Here is an 11,884-nt window from a genome sequence, read left to right as displayed (position 1 = left end):
CAAGAGACGTCCGTCAAGGGTACAGATATTAGTCAGTGGTATTATTGGCGTTGGCAAATAGAATCTTATTTTAAATTGCTTAAAAGTGCAGGACTTCAGTTAGAGTCCTGGTTACAGCAAAGTGGAGACGCTTATTTTAAGCGGTTGTTGATTGCCTCTCAGGCTTGTACGCTCGTGTGGCGTATTATGCAAGCATCTGATAAACAGTCACAAGAGTTTGCTTTGTTTTTAGTCCGCCTCTCAGGTCGACAAATGAAACGCAGCAAACCAATAACCGCACCTGCTGTGATGGCAGGATTGTTCCAGTGGCTTAATTTTACCGAACTGGTAAATCATTATCCCCCTGACCAACTACGTGAATTCGCTGATGCCGCTAGTAAATTTGTGTAGATACCTATGCCCTGAAGTGGGTGGTTTTACGGCGACCGGTGATAAATTCTTACTCGTGTATTCGTTTTAATTCAAACCGTCCTTGGCACACGCCACAGCCTTGTCCGCTTAGCATTTTTAGTCTTCGCTATTTTCTAGCGGATTACTCTGTTTGCTATTTACCAGATTACTTAATGCGACAAAATCTTTGACATCCAAGGTTTCAGGACGGGCGTTGCCTTCGATACCAATAGAAGCGAAATCTTCATCACTTAATGTCGCCATTAATGAAGACTGTTTGAAGATGGCACGTAGTGTTTTACGACGATGGTTAAACGTCTCACGCACCACTAAAGCAAAGAGTTTTTCATCTTCTGCCTGTACCGGCTTGGTTAGATGAGGACGCAGACGGAACACTGCACTGGTCACTTTTGGAGGAGGATTGAAAGCGCCTCTGGGTACGGTAAGCAGATATTCAGTTTCACAGTAGTACTGCATAACCACTGACAAACGGCCGTATATTTTACTGCCCACATCCGCAGTAATACGCTCTACGACTTCCTTTTGTAGCATAAAATGCATGTCTTCAATAATATCTGAGTACTCCAATAAGGTGAATAGCAGTGGAGTAGAGATATTATAAGGAAGGTTACCCACGACACGTAGCTTATTCGATTTTACACCCTCAGCCTCTTTATCATATAGAGTTGAGTAATCAAACTGCATGGCGTTTGTATTGACGATATTAAAATTAGGATGGCTATTAGCCCCAATACGAATACGTAGGCTGCTGGCCAAATCACGATCAAGCTCAATCACCGTCATGGCATCGACTTGCTCTAATAAAGGCTCGGTTAAAGCGCCCATACCAGGGCCAATCTCAACCAAGTTATCATCTCGGTTTAGACCAATAGAATCCACAATTTGACTGATGATGCTGTCATCGTGCAAAAAGTTTTGACCAAACCTTTTTCTAGGCTGATGTTTGGCTGCTTTTTTTAAAGCGCCATGTAACGGATGTTTTGAAGCGTCGGAATGTGTCATAAGTCGATAGATATCAGTTAGTAAAGGGGTCTAGTTTAGCATATTTCGCAGGATTACTTGTCTATCCAGCTTTGAAAATTCACTTAGCTCAAGGCCAAGGTCGATTTGGCCATATCATTGGCCATTTTTAACGCTTGCCATAGACTGCTACTGCTCGCTTGCCCGCCATCGGCTTTAGCTGTTTCAGCAGACGCTAGACTCTTATTACCGGCCAAATCTAACGCCGTCCCATGGTCTACTGACGTCCGGATATAAGGCAGTCCTAGCGTTAAATTTACGGTATCTCCAAAGCCATGCGACTTCAACACAGGCAAGCCTTGGTCATGGTACATCGCAATAACTGCATCACAATGCTTTAGGTGTCTTTGGGTAAATAAGGTATCGGCAGGCATGGCAGAAGAGATATTCACCCCTTTATCCTGAAATTGTTTTAACACTGGATTGATGACTTCAATCTCCTCTGTCCCTAAATGGCCGTCCTCCCCGGCATGTGGGTTTAAACCACAAACTAAGACCTTGGGATCGGCAAGTCCAAATTTTTGTTGTAAATCATCTAATAAAATCTGTACCGTTTGGCGTACATTCTCTGGAGTAATCGCCTCTGCCACTTCTTTTAGCGGCATATGGATAGTAACTAACGCCACTTTCATCGCATTATTGGCGAGCATCATCACTACATTATCACAGCCACTTTTTTGCATAAAAAACTCAGTGTGGCCCGTGAACATCGAGCCATCTTCTAAAGTGATGCCTGCGTCAATTAATACTGACTTTTGTAAAGGTCCTGTCACGATAGCACTTGCCGCCTTAGATTGGGCTAGCTCATGCGCTATTTGTAACTGCGTGATCACCATGGCAGCGTTGTCTACATTTAATTGCCCAGCAATGACAGGGCTGTCACAGCTAACATGAATTAAATAAAACTTAGGGGATATATCAGCTGCCACGCCTGCTGATTTGGCTTGCAAAATCTTGTCATTAAGAAACTGCGGTGAGTTGTCTGAGGCATTAATCACCTCACTGGCCTGTGTAATACGTTGCCAAAGCGGGGCTTCTAAGCTTTGAATCTGCTTGCCATAAACTTGCTCAAACCTTTGCTTTAATGCTTCTTCATCCGCCAATACCACCACTGGGAAGTCGAGCTTGCTAAGCTCCCCCGCTACCGCTAACTGCAACACGATATCCATGCCAATACCCGCAGGTTCGCCTGTGGTTAAAATTAAAGGCGGCAAAGCAAATGACGACTGACTATCCATCATATTTTGGCTGCTACTGTCTAAATCGCTTGAGTGTGTGGTCATTAATATTCCCTTGTTAATAATTATTAGAGATTAAGCCCATAATAGAGGTTAAGCCTAGTTTACCTTATTAGCATCCAAACCTTGATTAGCCCTAATTTAATCCCAATTATTAGATTAGTGGATGACAGATTTTTCATGATAAAACGTGAGCGGCAAAAATAAAATCATGTGTTTTTTTAATCTATAACGGGTGCCAATGTGTTAAACTTTGTCGCTCAAATCACAAACTTGATTTATCGATATATGAACCGCTTTTCAGACGCTTTTAGCAAAACACCCCGTTAGCAATCTCTAACCTTAACCCTAAATATGACTGGTTTCAATCTTTAGGGAATAAACCTTCTGTAAACACCTAAATCTATATAATATTTGAATTAAGTGCTTAATTACTCTGCTATTTTAGTAGCATCATATATTAGTAACACCTTAGCCCGTAACATCATAAAGCGTCACCCCCTATTTTTCAGCAATTGATTTGTCTGAGCCTATAACACCACCGTATTTTGATAATGACAATAGAACTATGGCCGAAAGTAAAAAAAGAAGTGTAAAAAGTGACAATAATGACGTTGGTTTAACCGATTTATTAAGTCAGCAACCTCCGCATAACGTAGACATCGAAAAAGCTTTGTTGGCTACCTTGATGAGTATTGACGAGTCCTTTGATAAGATCTCTGATATCGTCACAAAAGATGACTTCTATGCCGGTCGCCATCAGCATATTTTTGCTGCCATTGCTCATCTAGCTTTGGTGGGCGAACCGTATGATACGGTCATGGTCCATGACTGGCTCAACTCACAAAAATTACTAAAACAAGCTGGTGGCGAAAGCTATCTGGCTGATATTGTGACCCAAAGCCCGAGCACCATGTTCAACATCGTCTCTTATGCAGAGCGTGTGCGTGAGTTATCAACTTTACGCCAGCTCATTACTACAGGTAATGAAATGCTTGCCCTTGCTTATGATCCTAGAGAGCGCGGTGTCAGTGATATCCTAGATACGGTTGAATCTAAAATCTTTGCTATTAATGAGCAACATAACAAACGTGCCCAACAACGAGGACCTGTCGATGTCGGCTCGGTTCTAGTAAACGTCATTGAGCAAATGGACGAGCTGAAAAACAACCCAGATGGCATGATTGGTCTCCGAACCCCATTTGATGAGCTCAATAACAAAACTCAAGGTTTACAACCTGGTGATTTAATTATCGTTGCCGCACGTCCTTCTATGGGTAAAACCACCTTCGCTATGAACTTAGCAGAAGGCGTTTTATTCCACGAAAACTTGCCGGTAATCGTGTTTTCTATGGAGATGCCTGCAGAGTCTATTGTTATGCGTCTGCTGTCTTCTTGGGGTCAGATTAACCAAACCAGCTTGCGTTCTGCCCAGATGAATGAGGATGAGTGGGCACGTATGATGAATGCCATATCTCACCTGCAAGACAAGCACCTGTACATTGATGACAGTACTGCCCTTCCCCCCTCTGAAGTACGCTCACGCTGTCGCCGTATTGCCAAAAACCATGATGGTAAAGTCGGCATGGTGATTGTCGATTACCTCCAGCTAATGAAAGTGCCTAGCTTAAGTGGTAACCGTGTGGAAGAGATTTCTGAGATTTCACGAAGCTTAAAAGCTTTGGCGCGTGAGTTAAATTGTCCAGTTATTGCCTTATCTCAGCTTAACCGAAGCCTAGAGAACCGTCCTAATAAACGCCCAATCATGTCTGACTTACGTGAGTCAGGAGCTATCGAGCAGGACGCTGACTTAATCACCTTTATTTATCGTGATGAAGTTTATAATGAAAACTCTGACTTAAAAGGTGTGGCAGAGATTATTATTGGTAAGCAGCGTAACGGACCTATTGGTACCGTACGTTTGGCATTCGAAGGTCAATACACGCGCTTTATTAACCTAACGCCTGATCACTATATGGCAGACGCCAGCTTTGAGAACGATGAGTAGAGCTTAGCAGTAAAAGCAAACGGTACTAGCCAACCCTACTTGCAAAATACTATTGAACTATTTAATGACTAACTGAGCTACTTACCTTAAGGTTTAGTAGCTCCTTTTTATTTCACCCAACCGGCCTCGGCCTAACCTTTGTTACACTTAAAAGAGAGTTTAAAACCAAGTTATGTTTCATTTTTTAAACGACTACAGCGAAAGTGCCCACCCTGACATCATCGCGGCTATGCAAGATGCCCACCTACAACAACATAAGGGCTATGGCTTTGATGAATACTCTGAGCGAGTACGAGAAAAAATAAAGTCGCAATTAGACAATAAAGACATCGCTATCCATTTTGGAATTACTGGCACTCAGGCAAACTTGGTTTGTATTGACGCTATGCTATCACCGATCGATGGCATCGTGGCTTGTGATACTGGCCATATCGCTGTAAATGAAGCAGGCGCTATTGAGGCCACAGGCCATAAGGTTATCTTGGCAGAATCAAAACAAGGTAAGCTGACCATTGAAGCTTTAGAAAAAGTAAAAGCACGCCATAGTTTCACTCCGCACGTCGTCAGAGCAAAAGCTGTGTATATCTCAAATACTACCGAGCTTGGCACAGTTTATACCTATGAAGAGTTAAAAGCGCTATCAGATTACTGCCGTAGCAACGACATGTATTTATTCATGGATGGGGCAAGATTGGGCGCTGCTATCGCTTATACCCACAGCAATCCGAATGAGCGTACGCTAACTTTTGCAGACTTCGCTGAGTTAACCGATATCTTTTGGTTTGGCGGCACTAAAATGGGGGCCATGTTTGGTGAAATCCTAGTTATTCCTAACAAAGACATCGCCACCGACTTTAATATCTATCTAAAACGCCATGGTGGCTTGATGGCCAAAGGTTACTTACTGGGTCTGCAGTTTGAGGTTTTATTAAAAGACGATAAGTATCTAGAGCTTAGTCTGCATGCCAACGCTATGGCTAAAAAGCTCTCTGAAGGTCTAGAGAAGTTTGGTGTTGAGCTTTTCGTACCCACCCAAAGTAATCAGGTTTTTGCTCTATTGCCTCCCGAGCTTATCACCACCTTAAAAACTGAGTTTGATTTTTATGAGTGGGAACAGTTAGATAATGGCTCTACCATCTGCCGCTTGGTGACCTCTTGGGCCACTCCTGAACATCAGGTAGATCGTTTTATTGCGATGCTAGAGGCTCATAGCTCTAATAACTAAAGCTTTTCTTAGGCTAAGAGAATTGTTTTTGTATCCTTAGCAATAAAAGTGTATAACTAACAAGTGATACTTCTACCCTATAAATATTTTTGCTTCAATGCATTAGGATATCTATTATGACCCAGTCCCAAGATGTTGTAATTTATAATGTTGAAAACCATATCGCGACCATTACTCTTAATGACCCAAAAAGCTTAAATGCTTTTAGCACCCTAATGAAATCGGCCATTATTTCTGCTTTACAAGAAGCAGAAGCCGATGCTGATGTTCGTGTCATTATTTTGCAAGGGGCTGGCGGCAACTTCTCAAGCGGCGGCGATATCAAAGAGATGTTGTCAGATGGTCTAGAAAGAGAAGCACTTTCAGAGAAGCTAAAAAGCATGGTTGAAGGCGCTGGTGAAGTCAGTTTACTGTTGCGTAAAATTCATAAGCCTATTATTGCCAAGCTTGAAGGTGCGGTTGCTGGCGCTGGCATGAACTTAGCTTTAACCTGTGATTTTCGCATTACTGCCGATAATGCCAAGTTTGTCCAAGCGTTCGTTCATATTGGTCTAGTGCCAGATGCAGGGGGTATCTACCTGCTAAATGAGCTGGTTGGCCCAGCTAAGACGACTGAGCTTGTCATGTTAGGCGATAAAATCAGCGCTAAAGATATGGCAGATTTAAACTTAGTAAATCAAGTAGTTAGCTCCGATGAGCTTGATGAAGCCGTGTTAAAACTGGCCAATCGCTTGACCCAATTACCCGCTACTGCGTTAACCACTATGAAGCACCTTATCAACACTCATGCTTATATGGGGTTAAATGAAGCTTTAGATATGGAAGTGCATCAGCAAGCTAGACTGGCCAAAACTGATGACTTTATTGAAGGTATTACTGCTTTTATTGAAAAACGTAAGCCGGTTTATAATAAGTAACTGACCAACTAATTACAATAAAAAGGGCTACCTAAGGGTAGCCCTTTTGTTATTCGGACTTATAGTGCTGAGGCAAAGTAAAAATCTTGTCAAATATCAAGGTAAAAATAAACGTATAAACCAAGAAAAATAGCAATAAAGCCAACTCCATAGTGAAGGCTTTATACAGCCCCACGTTATACCACAGCATATATAGCGGTAAGCAGATTAATACCAGCCCGCCTTCAAAACCTATAGCATGTATACTGCGTATTAAGAAGGTTCGCTCCTTTACTTTCTTTCGGCGCTCCCAGGCTTCAAAAGCAGTATTAAATATAAAATTCCAAACAACTGCTGCCACTGACACCATTACAGCAACAGGTAGCGATTCTGAAGCCCCACTATCACTTAGCCACATCAACACATAAGTCGAAGATATAATTGCGATAATCTCAAAAACAGTCACATACACCAAACGACGCTTTAGAGGCGATAAGGTAATCAACACACACTCCTAAGTACAAAAATAATGCACACTAAAAGTATCGGCCCGCCCCGAAACAACAAATAAATTCAAATACAGAGCCACGGTTTCCGCCTGTATGATCTTATAATTCTTAACACAGTTTAATACAAAAGCCCCTGCTATCAAATAACAAGGGCTTTAGATTTTAATTAATCTGGTTAATTATTTATTCCTGTCAGCTTAAGATTGCTGAGTCGCACGATAAGCATCTAACGCAGCTTTCAAACGCTTAATACCCTCAACAATCTGATCTTCTTCTAAGCTGGTAAAGTTTAAGCGCATGTGGTCAGTATATCCGCCTGATAATGAGAAGGCCTCACCTGGCACAAATGCCACATTTTTTTCGATAGCAATCTCAAGCAAGTCCATAATGGCCACACCAGGGACACGTACCCAAATAAACATACCCCCTGACGTAGGATACATCTCAACCTCTTCACCCAGATAGGTGTTGATTGCCTCTACCATACACGCTTTTTTGGTAGCATAAGTTTGACGAATCAAATCAATATGAGCATCAAGATCATGGCTAGTCACATACTCATATAACAACTCTTGAACAAATGAGTTGGTATGTAGATCTGCCGCTTGCTTTGCAATAACCATCTTAGCTAAGACAGGCTTAGGTGCAATGACCCAGCCCAAGCGGAAGCCTGGAACAAACACCTTAGAGAATGACCCCATATAGACCACATGCTCAGGTGCTAAAGCATAAATAGGTCTGGTGTCTGGCGAAGATTCACCTTCCTCATCAAACAATAAAGCACCATAAGGGTCATCTTCTAACATCAGTTTACCGGTATCTTTTAAGATATCAGCCACTTGCTGACGCTTTTCAGAGGAGTAAGTCAAGCCAGTTGGGTTCTGAAAGTTTGGAATACCATAAAAGAGCTTACTGTCCGCCTCTTGCATGGTAGAACGGAACTGATCGGTATCTAGACCATCTTCTAGCAGCTCAACCTCTTTGAATTTTGGCTGATACATACGAAAAGCTTGTATCGCCCCTAGATAAGTGGGCGCTTCCATGACTATAGCATCTTGTGGGTCAATATATATTTTGCCAAATAGATCTAGGGCTTGCTGCGAGCCTGAAACGATCATGACTTGGTCTGCAGATACATCAACGCTATGAGTGGCTGAAAAGCGTTTTGCAATCCACTCTCGTAGACCTGCGTGACCTTCAGTCGTTGTATATTGATAAATACCTCGATCATTTCTATCAAACATGGCATTGCTGGCATCTTTGATGGTTTGATTTGGAAATAAACTAGGGTCTGGTAGACCACCAGCGAACGATATGATCTCTGGCTTAACGGTTAGTTTTAATATTTCACGGATAAATGAGGGTTTGAGTTCGTTGATCACCTCTGAAAATTGATACTGCATATCGCTCTCTTTTTATAACGTTATTGGGTGGGTTGATATTTTTATAATGCCAGCCAGCATTTAATATAATTATTATAGTTACCAGTATATAGAACCGGCCATTCATGCGTCTAGCACCAATTGTAACTATTGCTCTAAAGCCTTTAAAAAAAGACCCCGTATCCTAGGATACGGGGTCTTTTGTTCAGCTAAAACTAAACGTTTAGTACATCAACTTATGACAGTTGAGCTACGTTAATTTTATCTGCTTCTTCAGTGTACTCTTCCATCTGATCGAAGTTCATGTAACGATATACTTCGTCACCCATGCTGTTTAGCATGCCAGCGTACTGCTGATATTCTTCGTTAGTTGGTAGCTTACCAAGTACAGCTGCAACTGCTGCTAGCTCTGCTGATGCTAGGTATACGTTAGCACCTTGACCTAGACGGTTCGGGAAGTTACGAGTAGAGGTAGATACCGCAGTAGAGTTTGGAGCAATACGTGCTTGGTTACCCATACATAGTGAACAACCTGGCATTTCAGTACGTGCGCCAGCTTGAGCGTAAGTGTTGTAGTAACCTTCTTCCATCAATAGGCGTGCATCCATCTTAGTTGGTGGTGCAATCCATAGACGAGTTTTAAGGCTTCCTGCAGGTACTTCTTGCAGTAGTTTACCAGCAGCACGGAAGTGACCGATGTTAGTCATACAAGAACCGATGAATACTTCATCAATCTTGTCGCCAGCTACGTCAGATAGTGTTTTAGCATCATCTGGATCGTTCGGGCAGCATAGTACTGGCTCTTTGATTTGGCTCATATCGATGGTCATATCGATAGCGTATTCTGCATCTTCGTCAGCACGCATTAAGCTTGGGTTCTTCAACCACTCTTGCATTGCTTCGATACGACGGCTTAGAGTACGAGCATCGCCATAACCTTCAGAGATCATCCACTTAAGTAGTGTGATGTTAGAGTTTAAGTACTCAGTTACTGACTCTTCAGATAAAGTGATAGTACAACCAGCAGCACTACGCTCAGCTGATGCGTCTGATAATTCGAACGCCTGCTCAACAGTTAAGTCTTCTAGACCTTCAATCTCTAAGATACGGCCGTTAAACTCGTTGATTTTACCTTTCTTATCAACAGTTAAGTAACCTTCTTTAATCGCTTGTAATGGAATAGCGTGTACTAGGTCACGTAGAGTGATACCAGGCTGACGCTCACCAACGAAACGAACACGGACAGACTCAGGCATATCTAGTGGCATAACACCAGTCGCTGCTGCGAACGCAACCAGACCAGAACCTGCTGGGAATGAGATACCCATTGGGAAACGAGTATGCGAGTCACCACCAGTACCAACGGTATCTGGAAGAAGCATACGGTTTAGCCATGAGTGAATGATACCGTCACCTGGACGTAAGCTTACACCGCCACGGTTCATGATGAAGTCAGGTAGTGTGTGCTGAGTTTCAACGTCAACTGGCTTTGGATAAGCGGCTGTGTGACAGAAAGACTGCATCACTAGGTCTGCTTGGAAACCTAAGCAAGCTAAGTCTTTTAGTTCGTCACGAGTCATAGGACCAGTGGTGTCTTGCGAACCAACTGTAGTCATCTTAGGCTCACAGTACATACCTGGACGTACGCCTTCCATACCACAAGCTTTACCAACCATCTTCTGAGCTAGAGTGAAGCCCTTGTCTGAAGCTTCTGGTTGTTCTGGCTTAGCGAATACTTCTGAATGCTCTAGGCCTAAGTAATCACGGGCACGGTTAGTTAAAGCGCGGCCTACGATTAATGGAATACGACCACCAGCACGAACTTCGTCAAGAAGTGTGTTTGAGTTTAGCTCAAAAGTAGACAGTACTTCGTCAGAATCATGCTTAGTGATTTTGCCTTCGTGTGGATAGATGTCAAATACATCACCCATATCGATGTTATCAACAGCAACGTTCTCGATAGGTAGAGCGCCTGAGTCTTCCATAGTGTTAAAGAAGATAGGAGCGATTTTGCCACCTAATACTAAGCCACCAGCACGTTTGTTTGGTACGTTAGGGATATCATCGCCCATTAACCATAGTACTGAGTTAGTCGCTGATTTACGGCTAGAACCTGTACCTACTACGTCACCAACATAAGCTAATGGATGGCCTTTTTCTTTAAGTTCTTCGATAAGCTTCATTGGGCCACGTACACCCTCTTCGTCAGCTTGGATGCCATCACGAGAGTTTTTGTGCATTGCTAATGAGTGTAGTGGGATGTCTGGACGGCTCCATGCGTCTTGTGCTGGAGATAGGTCGTCAGTGTTGGTTTCACCCGTTACTTTGAACGCAGTGTAAGTTGTTTTTTGAGGTACTTCTGGACGCTCTAAGAACCATTCTGCGTCAGCCCATGACTGAACAACTTCTTTAGCTTTCTCGTTACCCGCTTCTGCTTTTTCAGTAACGTCATTGAATGCGTCGAATACCAATAGGGTTTTCTTAAGTGCTGCTGCTGCGTTTTCAGCCACGTCAGCATCATCTAACGCTTCTACTAAAGGTAATACGTTATAACCACCTTGCATAGTGCCTAAGATATCAACCGCTTTTTTCTTATCGATTAGCGGTGAAGTCGCTTCACCTTTTACGATAGCTGCTAAGAACGCCGCTTTAACGTAAGCTGCTTGGTCAACACCCGCTGGTACACGGTTAACCAATAAGTCCATTAAGAACTCTTCTTCACCCGCTGGTGGGTTTTTTAACAGCTCAACTAAATCGGCAGTCTGGTGCTCAGATAGTGGTAATGGCACTGTACCAAGTTGGGCACGTTCTTCGACATGTTTACGATATGCGTCTAACACAATAAGCGTCCTCTTTCATTATTTTACGCAGGTTCGGTAGCTGCCACAGGATTTAGTTACTGTTATCAGTCAATATTAACAGTAGAATTTTGTGGTGGCTGCCAGTACCTTGCAGGTGGGTTTAACTCTCGGCACTAATATAGCCTAAAACGCTCAAAAAGTTAATCACCAAACTGCAAACCCTTTACTTTTTAAGGCCATATCGAACATTTATTTTAGAAATATGTACTATAACTCAATGCCTTGTGGCGATAATTTGTTATGGTAACGGGCAGCAGCGAAAATATCGGCTAAATTTCTGGATAACTTATTAGGCTACTCTTTTCTTAAGCTATAATAATTAAACTAAGTAACA

8 protein-coding genes and 1 pseudogene are annotated in these 11,884 nt (G+C 42.6%); 4 read left to right on the top strand and 5 right to left on the bottom strand.

The features are described 5' to 3' along the window. A pseudogene (locus tag A1232T_RS09050) lies at nt 1-390 on the top strand (transposase); the annotation flags it as partial. 117 nt (nt 391-507) lie between these two features. Here the strand turns inward: A1232T_RS09050 and rsmA are convergent. Both rsmA and pdxA read right to left on the bottom strand, forming a co-directional pair. After that, the gene (gene rsmA, locus A1232T_RS09045) at nt 508-1,413 is read right to left on the bottom strand and encodes a 16S rRNA (adenine(1518)-N(6)/adenine(1519)-N(6))-dimethyltransferase RsmA (protein WP_077449114.1); all 906 of its coding nucleotides are present in this window, start codon (nt 1,411-1,413) and stop codon (nt 508-510) included. An 83-nt stretch (nt 1,414-1,496) separates the two neighbouring features. Then, nucleotides 1,497-2,672 (bottom strand): 4-hydroxythreonine-4-phosphate dehydrogenase PdxA, encoded by a 1,176-nt coding sequence (gene pdxA / locus A1232T_RS09040; RefSeq protein WP_208606941.1) that lies wholly within the window; start codon nt 2,670-2,672, stop codon nt 1,497-1,499. Nucleotides 2,673-3,237: 565 nt separating this feature from the next. Here pdxA and dnaB point away from each other — a divergent pair. From dnaB to A1232T_RS09025, 3 genes are all read left to right on the top strand, one after another. Next, nucleotides 3,238-4,677, top strand: coding sequence for a replicative DNA helicase (gene dnaB / locus A1232T_RS09035; protein ID WP_077449112.1), 1,440 nt, complete (start codon nt 3,238-3,240; stop codon nt 4,675-4,677). A gap of 172 nt (nt 4,678-4,849) precedes the next feature. After that, nucleotides 4,850-5,902, top strand: coding sequence for a threonine aldolase family protein (locus A1232T_RS09030; protein WP_077449111.1), 1,053 nt, complete (start codon nt 4,850-4,852; stop codon nt 5,900-5,902). Nucleotides 5,903-6,018: 116 nt separating this feature from the next. Beyond that, entirely contained in the window at nt 6,019-6,819 is an 801-nt protein-coding gene (locus A1232T_RS09025) for an enoyl-CoA hydratase/isomerase family protein (protein ID WP_077449110.1), read from the top strand. Nucleotides 6,820-6,868: 49 nt separating this feature from the next. Here the strand turns inward: A1232T_RS09025 and A1232T_RS09020 are convergent, their stop codons facing one another. The 3 genes from A1232T_RS09020 to acnB all read right to left on the bottom strand — a co-directional run bounded on the left by A1232T_RS09020 (nt 6,869) and on the right by acnB (nt 11,529). Then, on the bottom strand, nt 6,869-7,306 hold the full coding sequence (locus tag A1232T_RS09020; protein WP_244152436.1) for a PACE efflux transporter: 438 nt from the start codon (nt 7,304-7,306) through the stop codon (nt 6,869-6,871). 198 nt (nt 7,307-7,504) lie between these two features. Beyond that, entirely contained in the window at nt 7,505-8,710 is a 1,206-nt protein-coding gene (locus tag A1232T_RS09015; protein ID WP_077449109.1) for an aminotransferase-like domain-containing protein, read from the bottom strand. A gap of 215 nt (nt 8,711-8,925) precedes the next feature. Next, nucleotides 8,926-11,529 (bottom strand): bifunctional aconitate hydratase 2/2-methylisocitrate dehydratase, encoded by a 2,604-nt coding sequence (gene acnB, locus A1232T_RS09010; protein WP_077449108.1) that lies wholly within the window; start codon nt 11,527-11,529, stop codon nt 8,926-8,928. Nucleotides 11,530-11,884: the final 355 nt, after the last annotated feature.

The organism is Psychrobacter pasteurii, from assembly GCF_900162815.1.
Classification (GTDB): Bacteria; Pseudomonadota; Gammaproteobacteria; order Pseudomonadales; family Moraxellaceae; genus Psychrobacter; species Psychrobacter pasteurii.
This window is presented reverse-complemented; position numbering and strand designations above follow the sequence as displayed.

Coding starts and splice junctions, on each gene's coding strand:
- rsmA (WP_077449114.1), bottom strand. CDS start 1,413: ATGACACATTCCGACGCTTCAAAACATCCGTTACATGGCGCTTTAAAA.
- pdxA (WP_208606941.1), bottom strand. CDS start 2,672: ATGATGGATAGTCAGTCGTCATTTGCTTTGCCGCCTTTAATTTTAACC.
- dnaB (WP_077449112.1), top strand. CDS start 3,238: ATGGCCGAAAGTAAAAAAAGAAGTGTAAAAAGTGACAATAATGACGTT.
- A1232T_RS09030 (WP_077449111.1), top strand. CDS start 4,850: ATGTTTCATTTTTTAAACGACTACAGCGAAAGTGCCCACCCTGACATC.
- A1232T_RS09025 (WP_077449110.1), top strand. CDS start 6,019: ATGACCCAGTCCCAAGATGTTGTAATTTATAATGTTGAAAACCATATC.
- A1232T_RS09015 (WP_077449109.1), bottom strand. CDS start 8,710: ATGCAGTATCAATTTTCAGAGGTGATCAACGAACTCAAACCCTCATTT.